Source organism: Rhodococcus sp. B10, assembly GCF_011770055.1.
In the GTDB taxonomy this organism is placed as follows: domain Bacteria; phylum Actinomycetota; class Actinomycetes; order Mycobacteriales; family Mycobacteriaceae; genus Rhodococcoides; species Rhodococcoides kyotonensis_B.
In genome coordinates, this window is record NZ_JAAFYV010000045.1 from 23,562 (window position 1) to 41,697 (window position 18,136).

General features: G+C 66.3%; 17 protein-coding genes and 1 pseudogene. 6 read left to right on the forward strand and 12 right to left on the reverse strand.

Features of this window, described 5'->3' with window-relative positions; genetic code table 11:
* Nucleotides 1-4 precede the first annotated feature (4 nt).
* The 8 genes from rpmF to RhoFasB10_RS23340 form a co-directional block, all read right to left on the reverse strand.
* Nucleotides 5-187, reverse strand: coding sequence for a 50S ribosomal protein L32 (gene rpmF, locus RhoFasB10_RS23305; RefSeq protein ID WP_080733022.1), 183 nt, complete (start codon nucleotides 185-187; stop codon nucleotides 5-7).
* Between the two features lie 2 nt (nucleotides 188-189).
* A complete protein-coding gene (locus tag RhoFasB10_RS23310; RefSeq protein ID WP_243636848.1) occupies nucleotides 190-798 on the reverse strand; it encodes a DUF177 domain-containing protein in 609 nt (202 codons plus the stop codon).
* Between the two features lie 142 nt (nucleotides 799-940).
* The gene (locus RhoFasB10_RS23315) at nucleotides 941-1,711 is read right to left on the reverse strand and encodes a DivIVA domain-containing protein (protein WP_167678826.1); all 771 of its coding nucleotides are present in this window, start codon (nucleotides 1,709-1,711) and stop codon (nucleotides 941-943) included.
* 110 nt (nucleotides 1,712-1,821) lie between these two features.
* Complete coding sequence (coaD, locus tag RhoFasB10_RS23320; RefSeq protein ID WP_114331254.1) at nucleotides 1,822-2,310, reverse strand: pantetheine-phosphate adenylyltransferase; 489 nt, start codon at nucleotides 2,308-2,310, stop codon at nucleotides 1,822-1,824.
* A 28-nt stretch (nucleotides 2,311-2,338) separates the two neighbouring features.
* Nucleotides 2,339-2,908 (reverse strand): 16S rRNA (guanine(966)-N(2))-methyltransferase RsmD, encoded by a 570-nt coding sequence (gene rsmD / locus RhoFasB10_RS23325; RefSeq protein WP_068428512.1) that lies wholly within the window; start codon nucleotides 2,906-2,908, stop codon nucleotides 2,339-2,341.
* 17 nt (nucleotides 2,909-2,925) lie between these two features.
* Nucleotides 2,926-6,339, reverse strand: coding sequence for a pyruvate carboxylase (locus tag RhoFasB10_RS23330; protein ID WP_068428508.1), 3,414 nt, complete (start codon nucleotides 6,337-6,339; stop codon nucleotides 2,926-2,928).
* Between the two features lie 110 nt (nucleotides 6,340-6,449).
* Nucleotides 6,450-8,711: an ATP-dependent DNA helicase RecG gene (recG, locus tag RhoFasB10_RS23335; RefSeq protein ID WP_068428503.1), complete on the reverse strand. Its 2,262-nt coding sequence runs from the start codon at nucleotides 8,709-8,711 to the stop codon at nucleotides 6,450-6,452.
* Between the two features lie 30 nt (nucleotides 8,712-8,741).
* On the reverse strand, nucleotides 8,742-10,430 hold the full coding sequence (locus RhoFasB10_RS23340; protein WP_174551450.1) for a DAK2 domain-containing protein: 1,689 nt from the start codon (nucleotides 10,428-10,430) through the stop codon (nucleotides 8,742-8,744).
* 264 nt (nucleotides 10,431-10,694) lie between these two features.
* Here RhoFasB10_RS23340 and rpmB point away from each other — a divergent pair, with 264 nt between their 5' ends.
* Nucleotides 10,695-10,886: a 50S ribosomal protein L28 gene (rpmB, locus tag RhoFasB10_RS23345; RefSeq protein WP_008717389.1), complete on the forward strand. Its 192-nt coding sequence runs from the start codon at nucleotides 10,695-10,697 to the stop codon at nucleotides 10,884-10,886.
* 136 nt (nucleotides 10,887-11,022) lie between these two features.
* On the forward strand, nucleotides 11,023-11,811 hold the full coding sequence (locus RhoFasB10_RS23350) for an enoyl-CoA hydratase-related protein (protein WP_068429141.1): 789 nt from the start codon (nucleotides 11,023-11,025) through the stop codon (nucleotides 11,809-11,811).
* Nucleotides 11,812-11,823: 12 nt separating this feature from the next.
* Here the strand turns inward: RhoFasB10_RS23350 and RhoFasB10_RS23355 are convergent, their stop codons facing one another.
* Both RhoFasB10_RS23355 and RhoFasB10_RS23360 read right to left on the reverse strand, forming a co-directional pair.
* The gene (locus RhoFasB10_RS23355) at nucleotides 11,824-12,516 is read right to left on the reverse strand and encodes a uracil-DNA glycosylase (RefSeq protein ID WP_068429139.1); all 693 of its coding nucleotides are present in this window, start codon (nucleotides 12,514-12,516) and stop codon (nucleotides 11,824-11,826) included.
* A gap of 28 nt (nucleotides 12,517-12,544) precedes the next feature.
* On the reverse strand, nucleotides 12,545-13,501 hold the full coding sequence (locus RhoFasB10_RS23360) for a thiamine-phosphate kinase (RefSeq protein ID WP_084423862.1): 957 nt from the start codon (nucleotides 13,499-13,501) through the stop codon (nucleotides 12,545-12,547).
* Between the two features lie 170 nt (nucleotides 13,502-13,671).
* On the opposite strand from RhoFasB10_RS23360, the gene RhoFasB10_RS23365 reads away from it, so the two are divergent.
* The gene (locus RhoFasB10_RS23365) at nucleotides 13,672-13,905 is read left to right on the forward strand and encodes an Lrp/AsnC ligand binding domain-containing protein (RefSeq protein WP_068428494.1); all 234 of its coding nucleotides are present in this window, start codon (nucleotides 13,672-13,674) and stop codon (nucleotides 13,903-13,905) included.
* Nucleotides 13,906-13,933: 28 nt separating this feature from the next.
* Nucleotides 13,934-14,542 (forward strand): DUF3515 domain-containing protein, encoded by a 609-nt coding sequence (locus RhoFasB10_RS23370; RefSeq protein ID WP_068428491.1) that lies wholly within the window; start codon nucleotides 13,934-13,936, stop codon nucleotides 14,540-14,542.
* Here RhoFasB10_RS23370 and RhoFasB10_RS23375 read toward each other — a convergent pair.
* Nucleotides 14,539-15,645, reverse strand: coding sequence for a D-alanine--D-alanine ligase family protein (locus RhoFasB10_RS23375; RefSeq protein ID WP_068429138.1), 1,107 nt, complete (start codon nucleotides 15,643-15,645; stop codon nucleotides 14,539-14,541). The genes RhoFasB10_RS23370 and RhoFasB10_RS23375 overlap by 4 nt on opposite strands.
* Before the next feature lie 51 nt (nucleotides 15,646-15,696).
* Complete coding sequence (locus RhoFasB10_RS23380; protein WP_167678828.1) at nucleotides 15,697-16,695, reverse strand: NAD(P)H-dependent glycerol-3-phosphate dehydrogenase; 999 nt, start codon at nucleotides 16,693-16,695, stop codon at nucleotides 15,697-15,699.
* A gap of 142 nt (nucleotides 16,696-16,837) precedes the next feature.
* On the opposite strand from RhoFasB10_RS23380, the gene cofC reads away from it, so the two are divergent.
* Nucleotides 16,838-17,485, forward strand: a complete 648-nt coding sequence (cofC, locus tag RhoFasB10_RS23385; RefSeq protein WP_174551449.1) for a 2-phospho-L-lactate guanylyltransferase — start codon at nucleotides 16,838-16,840, stop codon at nucleotides 17,483-17,485.
* A 158-nt stretch (nucleotides 17,486-17,643) separates the two neighbouring features.
* Nucleotides 17,644-18,136 (forward strand): annotated as a pseudogene (locus tag RhoFasB10_RS23390) (RNA degradosome polyphosphate kinase); the annotation flags it as partial.

Sequence of the window (18,136 nt, forward strand, 5' to 3'; positions counted from 1 at the left end):
GGGATCAGACCGCTGCTGCTACCTGGCGACCCTTGTAGGTGCCGCACGAGGGGCACGCGATGTGGGGCAGGGTCTTCTCGCCGCAACCGCGGTTGGGGCAGGTGACGAGGGTGGGCGCAGTGGTCTTCCACTGTGCACGACGCGACCTCGTGTTGGAACGCGACATTTTGCGCTTCGGGACAGCCACTTCTACTTCTCCTCGGCTTCGTTGTTCACAAGTTCTGTGCTCGGTTCTGAGCCCACGCCAAATTTGGCTGCAAGACCAGCCCAGCGAGGATCCAGTATGTCATGACTGTGGCCGGATTCAGCAATCGCCAGGCGAACGCCACATTCGGGGCACAATCCCTCGCAGTCTTCGCGGCACAGCGGATAGAGCGGAAGCTCCAGTCCGACCGAGTCCACGATGACCGGTTCGAGGTCGATCCGATCGTCGACGACGCGATGAATCTCGTCCTCGTCGGTCGTTTCTTCCGTCACGCTGTCCGGGTAGGCGAACAGCTCGGTGAGGTAGACGTCGACGTCACCTGTCACCGGTTCGAGGCAGCGAGAGCACTCCCCCGTCGTGTCGGCACGCACGGTGCCGGTGACGAGAACGCCCTCGGACACTGCTTCCAACCGAAGGTCGAGCTCGACGGGCGATCCTTCGCTGATCGCGATCGAGTCGAGCCCGATGCGCGACGGCGCGGCGACCGTCCGCTGGATCTGTTTCATCGACCCGGGCCTGCGACCCAGATTGTCGACGTCCAGCACGAAACCCGCGTCCGCGTCGGGACGGGGGGTACTACGACCGGTTGACACAGTGAATCTTCCTGCTCGATGACGGATGTCTGCCCGATCGCAGGCACGACGAGTCGTCGAACCGTGCATCAGGCAACCACACAACGATACGCATGCATGCATGTCGGGGCAAACTGCGGCCCCGGATCCCGAGCGAGGACGACTACGAACGGCGTGACCGACGGACATCGTCGGCCGGGTCGGTTCCATAATCGGGGACGCCGGACCCGGTGCGAAGCTGTTGACGACCTCGTCCGACCGAGCGAATGGTGCCGGTCAGGAACTCCTCGAACTCGGCGAGCTTCGTGTCGACGTACACGTCACATTCACTGCGCATCCGATCCGACTCCGCGTGCGCCTCGTCGATGACCCGCGCCGATTCCGCGTGCGCGGCCTGAACGACCTCGGTCTGCGCGACGAGACGAGCCTGTTCCGCGACGCCGTCCGCCACGCTGCGGTCGTATGCCGCCTGCCCGGACTCGATCATGCGATCGGCCTCGGTGCGCGCCCGCGTCGTCACGGCCTCGTACTCCCGACGGCCGTCCTCCACGGTCCGTTCGGCAGTGTCGGTGGCGTCGTCGACCAGCTGTTCGGCGTGTGCCTTCGCTTCGGCGACCATGCGGTCCGCCTGGGCTTTGGCGTCGGCCAGAATGCGGTCGGCCGAATCCCGAGCATTCTCGACGGTGTCCTGCGCCTCCTGATTGGCCGACGTGACGGTCTTGTCGGCCGTGGCGCGAGCATCGCCCACGAGCTTGTCGCGGTGGTCGAGCACGTCCTGGGCGTCGTCGAGCTCGCCGGGGATGGAATCACGGACGTCGTCGAGCAGTTCCAGCACGTCGCCACGGGGGACGACGCAACCGGCTGTCATCGGGACACCGCGCGCCTCCTCGACAATGGCGACGAGTTCGTCGAGCGCCTCGAATACGCGATACACCGGTAACCCCAATCGTCGAACGAAGAAAGATCGAGCACAGTCCAGTTTGCCTGCAGATCCCCGCCCGTGCGCGACGCGCCCGCGGTGTGTCGGAACAAGCGTGTCGCGCGCTACTCCGCCTTGCGTTCGGCGATGCGCTCGAGGAGCGGTCCGTGAACGTGAGCAGGAACCATGTCCTCGACGTCGCCGCCGAACATCGCCACTTCCTTCACGAGAGAACTCGACAGGAAGCTGTACGTGGGGTTCGCCGGAATGAAAAGCGTGTCGACGCCGGACAACTTCTGGTTCATTTGCGCCATCTGCAGTTCGTAGTCGAAGTCGTTGGCGCCGCGCAGTCCCTTGACGATGGCGGTGAAGCCTTCCTGGCGTGCGTAGTCGACCAGCAGGCCGTGCCACGACGACACCCGCACGTTTCCGAGATGGCCGGTGGCTTCCTTCAACAGTTCGATGCGCTCGTCGACCGTGAACAGTCCGCGCTTGCTCTTGTTGATCATCACCGTGACGATGATCTCGTCGAACTGCGCTGCAGCCCGGGTGATGACGTCGAGGTGACCTTTGGTCACGGGGTCGAAGGATCCAGGGCACACAGCTCCAGTCATGGACGAAGACGCTATCACCGAGGACGCGTCAGGAGCCGGGCGACGCTGCCACGCTCGCGATCTCGATACGCGTCTCGCCGTATTTCTTGACCTTCTCCGGAACGAGCCCGTCCGGCCATGCGGTCTCGGGCGATCTCGACGAACGTTCGAGCACCACAACGGCTTCCGGCGCGAGCCAGTTCCCGGCGAGCAGGTCCTGCAGCATCTTCTCGACCGCGGCATCGCTGACGGCGTACGGCGGATCTGCCATCACGAGGTCGTACTGCGTGTCGGCCGGCGCGGCCAGCACCGCCGACACGGGCGCGCAGCGAACCGTCGCACCCGCCAGGCCGACGCCGGAGACGTTGTCGCGCACGACCGACGCCGCGCGAGCATCCGACTCGACCAACAGAACCGACGACGCTCCACGCGAAAGTGCTTCGAGGCCAAGGGCTCCCGATCCCGCGAACAGATCGAGCACGACGGCACCGTCGAGGTCGAGCCTGGAATCGAGAGAGCTGAAGAGCGCCTCGCGGACACGTTCCGACGTGGGACGTGTACCGCGAGGCGGCACCTTCAACCGCCGTCCTCCTGCAATGCCTGCGACGATCCTGGTCATCTACAGAAGGTTACGCATCACGCGCTCGGCGCCTCCGCGCCCGATCCGGTTTTGATCACCAGCAGCAGATCGCCGCCTTCGACCTGCTGGACGTTGCCGATCGCGAGACGGGTGACCGTGCCACCCTTGGGGGCGGTGATCGCGGCTTCCATCTTCATGGCCTCGATCGTGCCGACGACGTCTCCCGCGGCGATCTTGTCGCCTTCGGACACCGACAGCGTGACGACGCCTGCGAACGGGGCAGGCACGTGTCCGGGATCGGACCGATCCGCTTTCTCCACCGTCGGGGCATCGGAGGCGATCGAGCGGTCCCGCACCGACACCGGCCGCAACTGGCCGTTGAGGATGCACATGACCGTGCGCATGCCGCGCTCGTCGGCGTCGGAGATCGCTTCGAGTCCGATGAGCAGTTCGACGCCCTTCTCAAGCTTGACCCGGTGCTCCTCGCCCTGACGCAGGCCGTAGAAGAACTGGTTCGCCGACAGCCGCGACGTGTCGCCGTACTTCTCGCGGTGCGCTGCCAGTTCGGCCGTCGGTCCGGGAAACAGCAAGCGATTCAGTGCATCTCGACGCTGGGCAGAGGTTCCGTCGAGCGATTTCTCGTCCTCCTCCGAGATCGGCGTCTCGGGCTTGGGCTCGGTGCGACCTTCCAATGCCTTCGTGCGCAACGGTTCCGGCCATCCGCCCGCGGGTGTGCCCAGTTCTCCGCGCAGGAATCCGACGACCGAGTCCGGAACGTCGTATGCCCGTGGGTTCTCGGCGAACTCCTCGGCCGACGCGCCCGCGCCGACCAGAGCCAGCGCGAGATCGCCGACGACCTTGGACGACGGTGTCACCTTGACCAGACGGCCCAGCATCCGGTCGGCCGCAGCGTAGTTCGCTTCGACGGTCTCGAACCTGTCGCCGAGGCCGAGGGCGATCGCCTGCTGCCGCAGGTTCGACAACTGGCCGCCCGGAATCTCGTGCGTGTAGACGCGGCCCGTCGGTGCCGGAAGTCCGGACTCGAACGGCGCGTACACCTTGCGCAGCGCCTCCCAGTACGGTTCGAGGTCGCATACCGCGTCCAGGTCGAGACCGGTGTCGCGCTCGGAATGTGCTGCCGCGGCGACGATCGCCGACAGTGCGGGCTGCGAGGTGGTTCCGGCCATCGCGGCGCTTGCACCGTCGACGGCGTCCGCGCCTGCCTCCCACGCAGCGAGATACGTCGCCAACTGTCCGCCCGGCGTGTCGTGCGTGTGCACGTGCACCGGGAGATCGAAGTTCGAGCGCAGTGCTGTCACAAGGGTTTTCGCGGCAGGAGCACGCAACAGGCCTGCCATGTCCTTGATCGCGAGGATGTGCGCACCGGCGTCGACGATCTGCTCGGCCAGCTTCAGGTAGTAGTCGAGCGTGTAGAGCGATTCGTTCGGGTTGGACAGGTCGCCGGTGTAGCTGAGCGCGACTTCCGCGATGGCCGTACCGGTTTCACGCACCGCGTCGATCGCCGGACGCATCTGGTCGACGTTGTTGAGCGCGTCGAAGATGCGAAAGATGTCGATACCGGTGTCGGTGGCCTCCGCGACGAAGCTGCGGGTCACCTTCTCCGGGTACGGGGTGTAGCCGACGGTGTTGCGTCCGCGAAGCAGCATCTGCAGCGCGATGTTCGGCACCGCTTCACGCAACGCCGCGAGGCGCTCCCACGGGTCCTCGTGCAGGAACCGCAGCGCCACATCGTACGTCGCACCGCCCCATGCCTCGATCGACAACAGTTCCGGCGTCGTACGCGCGACGTAGGGTGCCACCATCAGCAGCCCGGACGTTCGTACACGCGTCGCGAGCAGCGACTGGTGCGCGTCGCGGAACGTCGTGTCGGTGACGCCGAGCGCCTTGCGACTGCGCAGATCGCGCGCGAAGCCCTCGGGCCCGAGCGCGAGCAGACGCTGACGACTGCCGTCCGGAATGGGCTTCGAGAAGTCCACCTCGGGAAGCTTGTCCTGCGGGTACACCGTCGACGGGCGCTCCCCGTGCGGCTTGTTGACCGTCACGTCGGCGAGGTAGTTGAGGATCTTCGTGCCGCGGTCACCCGAGGTGCGCGAGGTCAACAGCTCCGGACGTTCCTCGATGAACGACGTCGTGACGCGTCCCGCGGTGAAGTCGGGATCGACCAGAACGGCCTGCAGGAACGGGATGTTCGTCGCGACACCGCGGATGCGGAACTCGGCCACCGCACGGCGCGCACGCGCCACAGCGGTCTCGAAATCCCGTCCGCGACAAGTCAATTTGACGAGCATCGAGTCGAAGTACGCACCGACCTCGGCGCCGAGCGTCGTACCGCCGTCGAGACGGACACCTGCGCCGCCCGGGGTGCGGTAGGCGGTGATGCGACCGGTGTCGGGACGGAACCCGTTGGCCGGGTCCTCGGTGGTGATGCGGCACTGCAGTGCGGCACCGCGCAGCACGATCTTGTCCTGGCTCAGGCCGAGGTCGGCAAGGGTCTCCCCCGACGCGATCCGTAGCTGTGCCTGCACGAGGTCGACGTCGGTCACTTCCTCGGTCACGGTGTGCTCGACCTGGATGCGAGGGTTCATCTCGATGAAGACGTGGTTGCCCCGAGTGTCGAGCAGGAACTCGACGGTGCCTGCACACGAGTAGCCGATCTCTTTCGCGAACGCGACGGCGTCGGCGCAGATCTTCTCGCGCACCTCGGCGGGAAGGTTGGGTGCGGGTGCGAGCTCGATGACCTTCTGGTGTCGACGCTGCAGGCTGCAGTCGCGCTCGAAGAGATGGACGACGTTGCCCTCGCCGTCGGCGAGGATCTGGACCTCGATGTGACGCGGGTCGATGACGGCTTGTTCGAGGAACACCGTCGGATCGCCGAACGCCGACTCCGCCTCACGCGCCGCGGCCTCGATGGACTCACGCAGCTGCGCGGGTTCGGCCACGCGTCGCATACCGCGGCCACCGCCACCGGCCACGGCTTTGACGAACACGGGGAAGGTCATCGATTCGGATGCGGCCACCAACTCGTCGACGTCGCTCGACGGCTCCGACGACGCCAACACGGGCAAGCCTGCACGCTTGGCCGCGGCGATCGCCCTGGCCTTGTTGCCCGTCAGCTCGAGCACGTCGGACGACGGCCCGACGAACGTGATGCCTGCCTCGGCGCACGCGGCGGCGAGGTCCGGGTTCTCCGAGAGGAACCCGTAGCCCGGGTACACCGCGTCGGCGCCTGCCCGTTTCGCGGCGGCGACGATCTCGGACACGGACAGGTAGGCGCGAACGGGGTGACCCTTCTCGCCGATCTCGTACGCCTCGTCGGCCTTCGTTCGATGGACCGAGTTGCGATCCTCGAAGGGGAAGACAGCCACTGTCGCGGCACCCAACTCGTACGACGCGCGGAACGCTCGGATGGCGATCTCGCCGCGATTTGCAACCAACACTTTGGAGAACATTGGCTCAACCTACCGCCGCCGAGCGCTGTCGATGTGACCTCAGTCTCGAGATGTGGGACAAATTGACCAAAATGCGTTGCTTGAACGGTGCAGAGGTCGGCAGACCCCGGTCAGGACTTGTCGAGGAAGTCTATTCGGTCCGACCGCCACGCCGATTTCATCATCGTGGCGATGCCCGGGCTGTTCTCCAACTGCGGGTCTGCGTCGAACAACGCGCGGGCGCAGTCGTGCGCGTCGGCGATGACGTCCTCGTCGTCGAAGAGCGAGAGCAGACGAAGGCTGCTGACCGTGCCGGACTGCGCTGCTCCGAGGACGTCGCCTTCACGCCGCATCGCGAGGTCGAGCTTGGCCAGCTCGAATCCGTCGTTCGTGGCCGCCACCGACTTCAAGCGCTCTGCCGTCGGACCGCCGCCGCCGAGTTGGGTGATCATGATGCACAGACCCTGGTGGCCACCTCGGCCGATACGGCCGCGCAATTGATGCAACTGACTGATCCCGAACCTGTCGGCGTCGACGATCACCATCACCGTCGCGTTGGGCACGTCCACGCCGACTTCGACGACGGTCGTGCAGACGAGAACGTCGATCTCGCCCGCATTGAACTCGGACATCGCGACGTCCTTCTCGTCGGACGGCATACGTCCGTGCAGGAGTCCCACTCGTAGCTGCGCCAGCGGACCGTCACGCAGCATGTCGAACATGTCGAGCGCGGCCTTCGGCTTGGGCAGATTCGTTCCCTCGTCGGACGCCTTCTTGGCCGGCTTCTCGTCCTCGTCGCCGCCGATCCGCGAACACACGACGTACGCCTGCCTACCCTGCTCGACCTCTTCGACGATGCGTTCCCACGCGCGACCGACCCACGCCGGCTTGTCCTTCGACGACACGACGTTGCTGACGATCGGCGATCGACCACGCGGAAGTTGCGTCAGCGTGGACGTTTCGAGATCACCGAGGGACGACATCGCGATGGTTCGCGGAATCGGCGTCGCCGTCATCACGAGCAGGTGTGGGCTCGTGCCCTCACGGGCTTTACCCCGCAGCGCATCTCGCTGTTCGACGCCGAATCGGTGTTGCTCGTCGACGACGACCATGCCCAGGTCCATGAATTCGACGCGGTCCTGGATGAGTGCATGCGTGCCGATGACGATGCCTGCATCCCCGGTGACCACGTCCAGCAACGCCGACCTCTTGGCCGCCGTACTCATCGACCCGGTGAGCAACGCGACCTTCGTCGCGAGATCGTGCGATCCCAGTTCGCCCGCGGTCGCGAGCGAACCGAGCATCGACGTGATGGAACGAGCGTGCTGGGCGGCAAGCACTTCCGTCGGTGCCAACAACGCACATTGGTGGCCTGCGTCGACGACCTGCAACATCGCCCGCAGCGCGACGACGGTCTTACCCGAGCCGACTTCGCCCTGCAGCAGCCGGGACATCGGGTGGCCCTGGGACAGGTCGTCGGAGATCTCCCCCGCGACGGTGAGCTGACCTTCGGTCAGCGAGAACGGAAGTCGGCGTTCGAATTCGGCCGCGATGCCGTCGGTCCGCGGCGGGCACGGCGGAGCCGACCGCGCCTGGACGTCCCGACGCCTCGATGCCAGCACCAACTGCACCGCGAGCGCCTCGTCGAACTTCAGACGCTCACGGGCTTGTTCCTTCTGCTCCGAGGAGTCCGGAAAGTGAATCCATCGAAGTGCGGTGTCCAGGTCGACGAGATCGCGATCGGCCAGGATGTCGGCCGGAACAGGATCCGGCGTCGGGTCGAGTCGGTCGAGAACCTGACGAACGCAGCGCATGAACGTCCAGCTCTCGACGTCCTTGGTGGCCGGATAGATCGGCACGTACCTGCGCTCGAACATGGCCATGTCCACGCTGCCCGAGGAGTCGACCGACCCGCGAGCCAAGCCGGCGAGCGCCCCGCCTCCGACGATCCGGCCGGCCGGCACGATCGCGCCGTCCTCGTCGTCACCACCGAGCAGCACGTAACTGGGGTGTGCGAGATTCCAGCGACGGCCGAAGTACTTGACCTTCCCGGAGAACATGCCACGGCGTCCCGGCACCAGGACGTGCTTGAGTTTGTGCGGGTTGAAGAAGCTGGCGTCGATCTGCTGGCCGTCGGCCGCGAGCGACACCGCGAGAAACTGGCCCTTGCGTACCTTCATCTGCCGCATCGTCGCCGACGAGATGGTGGCGACGATGGTGATGTGTTCACCTTCCGGCGGTTCCTTCTCGCTGAGTTCCCCGCCGTGGGTCATGTACCGGTGTGGGTAATGACGCAGCAGGTCCTCGACGGTGGAGATGTCGAAGAACTCGTGCAGCGGCGTGGCCACAGTGGCGCCCAACACGGAGTCGAGCCGATCCGAGAGTACGGCCATGATTGCTTGTCGTCCGTCCCTTCTCGTCAGTCACTCGATGCCGAGCTGCGCCAGTTCGTCCATCTGCCCGCCGTGGTAGACGACGACTTCCACACCTGGATAGCGGGTGCGTACGTGTTCGGTCAGCTGCTCACCCAACTCGTCCGACGCGGCCCGCCCCATCAGCATCGTCACCATCTCACCACCCACCGACAGAAGTTGATCGAGCAGGTCGCGGCCGGCGGTGACCCCGTCGGGGCCGATGACGACGACTTCGTGCCCGACGAGTCCGAGACCGTCACCGGGCTCGCAGGTTCCGACCCACGTGAGCGAGCGTTCCTCGGCGTGACGCAGCGACGCCCACCGGGTGCCGGCCGCCGCTTCGGACATCGCGAAGGCGTCGTCCACCGCTGCACGCGACGCGTCGTGGACCGCGAGCGCAGCGAGTCCTTGCACCATCGAACCGGACGGCAGCATCAGCACGTCCTTGCCCGCGTTGCGCGACGCGATGCTGACGTGCACCAATTCCTGGGCGGACAGAGCTCCGTTGGGCAGGACGAGAACTTCGGGGTGGTTCGACTCGACGATCGCGGCGCACAGTTCGGCAGGCCCGAGGCGTTGTCTGTCGGATCGGAGGACGCTCGCACCCTCGCCCGAGTAGAGCCCTTCGGCACCGTCGCCCGCCACGACCGCGAGAATGTCGCGCCCACCGCGAACGTCGGCAGTGGAGTCACCCGGGTGACAGTGCCCACCCGAACCCGCCTCGGCGGACTCCAGCACTTCGATCCTCACCCCGTGCACGTTCCCGATCTTCAGACCGACATCCACGGCCAGCCCTGCATTGGCGGTGTGGACGTGCGCGGACCACCCGCCGTCGCCGTCGCCCGCCACGACGACGGAATCCCCGATGTCTGCGAGGCCGAGTCGAAGCTGTCGCGCACCGTCGTCGTCGATGTCGCGAATCCCGTACAGAACTTCGTATCCGACCGTCGCTTCGCCGTGCGTGACGTCGCCGACAGCCGTCGCGCGCGGCAGCAACCGGGGTGAGGCGCTTCGTCGCGTCTGCGGGTCGACCCGTCGGTGATAACGCTGCCGCGACGGGACAGCACCGGTCAGCGTGGTGGCGAGTGCGTCGAGCATCACGCGGAGACCGAGTGCTCCGGCGTCGACGACACCTGCTGCGTCGAGCGCGGGCAACTGCTTGCGTGTGCGATCCAGCCCACTGGACGCCGATTCGGCAGCCCGGCGAGCCACCACCGCCACGTCGGCCTGCCGATCGAGCGACGCCACGTCCTCGGCCACCCGCGCGAGCACGCTGACGATGGTGCCCTGCACCGGAACGCTGACGACCTCGACGACGAGTTCGGCTGCGCGCACGAGAGCATCGGTCAACGCCGCACCGTCGAATGAGCCACGAGACGCCACTTCGGCGACCGCTCGCAGAACCTGCGACACGATGACGCCCGAGTTTCCTCGCGCGCCTGCCACTGCTCCCGCCGCGAGGGCCGACGCCGTCGCCCGCAGATCCGCGTCGGGTCCGGCCGCACGCATGCTCTCGACGGCGGCGCGGACGGTGAACACCAGATTCGTTCCTGTGTCGGAATCGGGGATGGGAAAGACGTTCAGCTCGTTGATCTCGTCGCACCGCGCGGTCAGATCGTCGACACATCGGTACGCCCACGTACGCAACTCGTCGACGCCGAGTTCTGTCGACGTCGCCTCGAGCTCGCTCTCCGCCACGTACACCCCCTGTTCGACGCTGCAGATCGATCGAGAACTCCCCGTCCGTCGGCGGACCGACACCGGACAAGCCTAGACTCGGTGACGCGCGGCTACCGTTCCCAGCGGCTGTGACGTACGCCCTCAGGTGGCGGTTTGGTTAATTCCGGGGGCACGGCTATTCTTGCAGGGTTGCCTGATGCGGCACGGTGTGCTGTGCGCGCCGTACGTGTCGGAGCAAATGCCCTCATGTAATGAACAACATCTATCAAGGAGTTCGCGACTATGGCTGCCGTCTGCGACGTATGCGCCAAGGGGCCCGGCTTCGGTAAGTCGGTCTCGCACTCGCACCGACGGACCAACCGTCGCTGGAACCCGAACATCCAGACCGTTCACGCTCAGGTTGCCCCCGGCAACAGCAAGCGCATGAACGTGTGCACCTCCTGCCTCAAGGCCGGCAAGGTGGTTCGGGGCTGATCGAGCCCTCACCGACTGCATCATCGACTGTGCCCCGACGCTGTTCAGCGTCGGGGCACAGTTGTTTTCGGGGGCATCGTCGTATCTGCCGGAGGGGGTTCGCGTCCGCTCGGGTGAGGCACGTTACAGTGCGACGGTGACCAACATCGAAAGCGCGAACTACGTCCATCTCGAGGACGGTGTACTGAGAATCACCGTGGCCACCGAGGCCGCGGGAACGTCGCTGAACGGTGACGCGATGACGGAAGGCGCTGCGGCACTTCGGTTGCTGAACGCAGACGAACTTCGCGCGGGATGTGTTCTGCTCGTCGGATCCGGTCCGAACTTCTGTGCAGGCGGCAACGTCCGCGCCTTCGCCGACGCACCCGATCGCGGCGCGTACGTGCGCGAGGTCGCCGACGCGTTCCACGCTTTCGTCTCCGAGCTCGCCGCAGCCACGGCGCCCATCGTCGCAGGCGTCCAGGGTTGGGCGGCGGGCGCGGGCATGAGCATCGTGTGCCACGCCGACGTCGCGATCGGCGGCCGCGCGACCAAACTTCGTCCCGCCTACCCCGGAATCGGATTCACTCCGGACGGCGGACTGACGTGGACGCTCCCCCGCATCGTCGGTTCCACTCGGGCGCGGGACATTCTGCTGAACGACTCGATCATCAACGGCGAGGAAGCCGTTCGCCTCGGCATCCTCAGCCGTCTGGTGGGTGACGACATCATCGTGAGCGAGGCCGAACGTCTGGCGCGCACGTTCGCCGCGGGCCCGACCGCGGCGTTCCAGGGCGTGAAAGCGCTGCTGTTGCAGTCCGAGAACAACACTCTCGCACAGCAATTGGCTGCGGAGACGGAGTCCATCTCGGCCGCCGCCGACAGTCCTACCGGACGCGAAGGCGTCGACGCGTTCGTCGAGAAGCGTCGCCCCGACTTCTCCTGATCCTCTCCTCCGCTAGGGCAGCCGCCAGTCGATCGGCCGGTGGCCGCCGTCGGCGAGGATGTCGTTCGTTCTGCTGAACGGCCGAGAACCGAAGAATCCGCGCGACGCGGACAGCGGTGAGGGATGGGCCGATTCGATGTACGGGGTGCTTCCGAGCATCGGCTTCAGCGTCGCCGCGTCGCGTCCCCACAGAATGGCGACCAAGCCCGCCGATTCACCGGATTCGGAGCGGGCGACGAGCGCTCGAATGGCCTGTTCCGTCACCGCTTCCCACCCTTTCCGTCGGTGCGACGCGGCGACACCCGGTTCGACGGTGAGGACTCGATTCAGCAGCAGCACACCCTGATCCGCCCACGGCGTCAGATCGCCGGAGGTAGGCGTCGGGAAGCCGAGATCCTCGGTGTACTCCTTGAAGATGTTCGCGAGCGAACGCGGCACCGGGCGCACATCCGGGGCGACCGAGAAGCTCAGTCCCACCGCATGTCCCGGCGTCGGGTACGGGTCCTGCCCGACGATCAGGACACGGACGTCGTCGAACGGTCGGGTGAACGCGCGCAACACGTTGTCCCCCGACGGCAGATACTGCCGACCGTTCGCGACCTCCTCACGCAGGAAGTTCCCCATGTGCGTGATTCGATCCTCGACCGGGGAGAGCGCTGTAGCCCAACCCTTTTCGACTACCTCCGCGAGCTGCTTCTTCGTCATATCGTGCAACATAGCCGAGAAACCGTCCTCACACGGAGAAGCTCGACCAGCCGTGGCTCCCGTCGTGGCCTCTCCCGTCGACGGTGACGCCCGACCCGTCGTGCACGGCCCCGATCACGACCCATCCGTCGGGCAGAATCACGCTCGCCGGGAAGGTTCCGGCGAACGCATGGTCCTCACCTCCGCCGAGCATCCAGTCGAACACGGACACCCCGAGTTCGTTTGCCGCAGAGCGCATGTCGTCGTCAGGGTGCAGCAGTTCCGTGACGACGTCGATCGACACGGACGACGCGTCCGCGATGTGCCCGAGGTCGGCGAGCAACCCGTCGGAGACGTCGGTGAGCGACGTCGCACCCGCACGCGCGGCAGCCGCCCCTCGGGAATAGTCCGGGCTGGGAACCCGATGCGCGTCGACGAGTCCGTCGTGACCGTCGATTCCCGCCAGCAGGACGGCGAGCCCAGCGGCCGACCGTCCCAGCCGACCGGCGACGGCGACGACGTCTCCCGGTTGCGCCCCGGAACGGAGTACGGCGGGTCGCCCGTCCAGATCCCCCAGGGCGGTGATCGAAATCACGAGGCTTTCCGACTGCACGAGATCACCGCCGACGATGCCCGCTCCCGTGCGCTCGGCTTCGAGCCACAGCCCGTCGGTGAGTCCGTCGGTGACCGAGATCGGCGTGTCCGACGGGCAGCCGAGGGCGACGAGGAAGCCGGTGCACCGTGCACCCATCGCCACGACGTCCGCAGCGTTCTGCGCAATCGCTTTACGTCCGATGTCGACCGGACTCGACCAGTCCAGTCGAAAATGCCTGCCCTGCACCAACATATCCGTCGTAGCCACGACCGATCGCGAGGGCGCGGCGACGATCGCCGCGTCGTCTCCCGGGCCGAGGACCGTGTCGGCCGGATGATGCCGCCCCTGGGTGATCCTGTCGATGACACCGAACTCGCCGACGCTGCCGACGGTCGTCTCTCCGTTGTCGATGACGAAAGCTCCCTCGTGTCGATGGTGGTCGTGCGCGCGAGGACCCGATTCGCCGCTGCGGTACTTTTAGCGGCAGGTGCGCAGGCGGTGAACTGTTCACCACGATCACGTTCCCCTCGCTCGACACTACCGCCGGTGTCGCGGCCGAGGATCGCCGGAAGGGACCAGCAATGGTGCAGATATTCGTCCTCGTTCAGACCGAGGTGGGGCGCGCGGGCCTCGTGGCATCCGCGTTGCGCGAGGTGTCCGGCGTGGTGTCGGCAGAAGCAGTGACCGGACCGTACGACGTCGTCGTGCGCGCCGAGGGTGAAGGCGACGCACAGGTTCGCGACATCGTCGGACACATCCAGAAGGTCGACTCGATCACTCGCACGTTGACCTGCCAGGTCGTCGACCAGCACTGACCTCACACTGCGAAAAGACCGAAGGACCATGAGCGAACCCGAATCCAGGCCCCAGCCACCGACAGAGCCGACACTTCAGGAGCAACCCGAGCGGCGTCACCCGGCGGTCATCGCGACGGCGGTCGCGCTTCCGGTCGCGCTGCTGATCGGTGTCATCGTCGCGGCCGTCATGGTGTCGGGCAAGTCCACGCGCCCACCCGAAGCACTCGGACCGGTGAACGCGCCCGAAGCCGAGAGTCCGGAATGCACCTCGCTGCTGGGCGCTCTGCCCGAGCAACTCGGTGACTACCGCTCGGCCGAACTGCTCGACCCTGCCCCGGCGGGCGCTCGCGCGTGGGCACCAGGCGACGACGAGTCCGAACCTGTCGTCCTGCGTTGTGGCCTCGACCGACCTGACGGGTTCGACGTCGCAGCGCCCCTGCAGGTCGTCAACGATGTGCAATGGTTCGAGGTGTCCGGTGCCGACTCCGGCATCGACGCCAGTACGTGGTTCGCCGTCGACCGCGCCGTCTACGTCGCATTGACCGTTCCCGGTGGGTCGGGACCGACACCGCTGCAGGACGCGTCGAACGCAATCACCGCCGCATTGCCGCAGACACCGCTCGATCCTGCGCCTCTGCGTCAGACCCCGAACTAGCGCAGTCCGACACCCCGGGCGACGGCCGTCTCGATCAACGTATCGAGCAGGGCCCCGTACTCGACACCGCTTTCGCCCCACATCTTCGGGTACATCGAGATCGAGGTGAATCCGGGCATCGTGTTGATCTCGTTGATGACGGGGCCGTCGTCGGTGACGAAGAAGTCGACACGCGCGAGTCCCTGGCAATCGAGCGCACGGAACGCGTCGACCGCGATCGCACGGATTCGGTCGGCGACGTCCTCGGAAAGATCGGCGGGCAAGTCGAATTCGGTGACGTCGTCGAGGTACTTGCTGTCGAAGTCGTAGAACGAGTGGTCGTTCGCGTCGGCGCCGGGCAACTTGATCTCGGCGACCGCGCTCGCGCGCACGGCACCGTCCGGAAACTCGAGAACACCGCACTCGACCTCACGCCCGTGAATGGCGGCTTCCACAACCACTTTCGGATCGTGGCGACGAGCCTCGGCGATGGCCGCCGGAAGTTGGCTCCACGCGACGATCCGTGAGATGCCGATGGACGATCCGCCACGCGCGGGCTTGACGAATGCGGGCAGTCCGATCGAATCCTGCTGCGCAGGGGTCAACGATTCGGTGTCGTGCCGGAGCACCACCTGCCTGCCGACCGGCAGCCCCTCCGCCGCCAACAACTTCTTCGTGAACTCCTTGTCCATTCCCGCAGCGCTGGCGAGGACGCCCGGGCCGACGTACGGAATGCCTGCGAGCTCGAGCAACCCCTGAACCGTTCCGTCCTCGCCGTACGGGCCGTGCAGGATCGGGAAGACGACGTCGACGGCGTCGAGCACCTTGCCCGCGTCGCCCTCCCCGAGTCCGACGAGCGCGCCTCGACGGGTCGGATCGGCCGTCAGTGCCAGCGCGACGCCGTCCTTGTCCACGGACGGAAGTTCACGGCCGTGGATGGCCAGTGCTTCGAGGTCCGAGGCGCCGAGCACCCAGGCGCCGTCGGTAGTGATGCCGATCGGGACGACCTCGTACCGCTCCGGATCGAGATGCTTCAGCACGCTGCCTGCGGATACACAGGACACGGCGTGCTCGTTGCTCCGGCCGCCGAAGAGGACGGCGACCTTGGTACGGGGTGTGCTCACGGTTCCAAACCGTACCGCCACCTCATCGGCCACAGTGGACGTGGCCCACCTTCACTCGGGCTTGATACGACGGCCGAGCAGATGCCCGACGGCGTCGGGAACCGACAATCCTTCGTGGCACACGCGGTGGACCGCTTCGGTGAGCGGCATCTCGACGTCGTAGCTCTCGGCCAGCGCACGTACCGACGTGCAGGACTTGACGCCCTCGGCGACCTGACCGTGTGCAGCTTCCTGCGCACTCTCCATCGATCCGCCCGACCCGAGACGCTCACCGAACGTGCGGTTGCGCGACAGCGTCGACGAGCATGTCGCGACGAGATCGCCGACGCCCGCGAGACCGGCCAGCGTCGCCGGCTTCGCGCCGAGCGCGGTGCCGAGCCGAATGATCTCGGCGAGGCCGCGCGTCATGATCGACGCGAGCGTGTTCTCGCCGTAGCCGACGCCACTCGCCATTCCGCAGGCGAGGGCGATGACGTTCTTGCACGCACCGCCGATTTCGCAGCCGATGACGTCGGAATTGGTGTAGGGACGGAAATAGCCTGTCGCACAGGACTTCTGAATCTCGAGCGCGCGCCTGGAATCCGGGCACGCGATGACCGTCGCAGCCGGCTGACCCTCCGCGATCGGCCGCGCGAGATTCGGGCCGGACAACGACGCGATCCGACTGGGATCCGCCCCCGTCACCTGACCGACCACCTGGCTCATACGCAGCAACGTTCCGGTCTCGATTCCCTTGGCCAGACTGAGCAACGTCGCATCCGCCGGAATGAAGTCGGTCCACGTGGCCAGGTTGGTGCGCAACGACTGCGAGGGCACCGCGAGCACGACGATGTCGGCCCCGTCGAGCGCCGTCTCCGGGTCGCTCGTGGCCGAGATCGACGACGGCAACGTGATTCCGGGGAGATAGTCGGTGTTCTCGTGCTTGTCGGCGATCGCCGACGCCAACTCCTCACGTCGGGCCCACATCGCGACGTCCGTCCCGGCATCGGCAAGCACTTTCGCGAATGCCGTTCCCCACGATCCGGAACCGAGTACTGCTGCTCTGGTCATCGAAAACCACCTTCTCGAAAAGTCTCGCCGGAATCCGCGTCGGCCACCCCGCCAGCATGCCGCCGCATCACAGTAGCCGCCCGAGCCCCGTCACCGAGGTCGAACTCGGCGCGCGACGCGCACGCTGGCAGGATCGGTACCCATGAGTACCGCCCACGTGGTCATCGCAGTGAAGGATCTGACCACCGCCAAGACGAGGTTGGCCGATTCGTTCTCGGACGTCGATCGGGCGCGGCTCGTCGTGGCGATGCTGCGTGACACCGTGCAGGCGGCCCGTGCGGTGGAGGCAGTCGGGTCGATCACCGTTGTCACGCCGGATCCGACCGTCGCCGACGTGGCGGACGAGTTGGGGGCTCTCGTCGTCGAGGATCCGGCAGGCGAGGACGGCACGTCCGCCGATCGACTGAACTCGGCGTTCTCGGCTGCGATGACCTCCGCTCGTGCCGGCGGAGAACACGACATCATCGTCCTGCAGGCCGATCTGCCCGCATTGCGTTCGGAGGAACTCGCCGAAGCCTACGAGACCGCACGTCCGGCGTCGAGGTCCGTCGTCAGCGATCATCACGGAACGGGAACGGCTGCACTGATCCTGAAGGCAGGTGCGAGCGACTTCACTCCCCTGTTCGGACCGGCGTCGGCCCAGCGTCACCGACAGTCGGGCGCCGACGATCTCGACGGCACCTGGCCCGGCCTCCGTCTCGACGTGGACACGATCGACGACGTGCGACAAGCACTCTCGTTGGGTGTCGGACCCGCCACCGCGGAAGTTCTCCGTACGCTCGGTTGGTGATGCGGCCACGGCATCGCGATCGAAATGGCCGATCCGAGTTTCAACCGTCGACGGAATGGGGGATGATCGTTCTCGTGAGCGACAGCGAAGTACAGACCGGCGAATCGGAATCCACTGGCCCTTCGGGCGGTGTCGAGGCTGCGGAATGGAGTGCTCCCCTGGCGAACGTGACACCGAGCAGTCCGTCCGCCCTACCGGCCGCCACTACTCCCGAGGTCGTGCAGAACAAGGACGCTCTGCCCGAAAATCGTTATCTGAACCGCGAATTGAGCTGGCTGGACTTCAACTCACGCGTTCTCGCTCTCGCGGAGGATTCGTCGCTTCCACTCCTCGAGCGTGCGAAGTTCCTCGCCATCTTCGCCTCGAATCTCGACGAGTTCTACATGGTCCGCGTCGCAGGACTGAAACGTCGTGACGAGACGGGGCTGTCGGTCCGATCCGCCGACGGTCTCACTCCCCGTGAACAGCTCGCACTGATCGGCGAACGGACACAGGAACTTGCGCGTCGCCACGCGCGGGTGCTGCTCGACTCGATCCTGCCCGAGTTGGCATCCGAGGGCATCGAGATCGTCCGGTGGCGAGACCTCGACGACGCCGAACGCGAACGCCTGTCCGCGTACTTCCAGGAACAGATCTTCCCGGTACTGACAC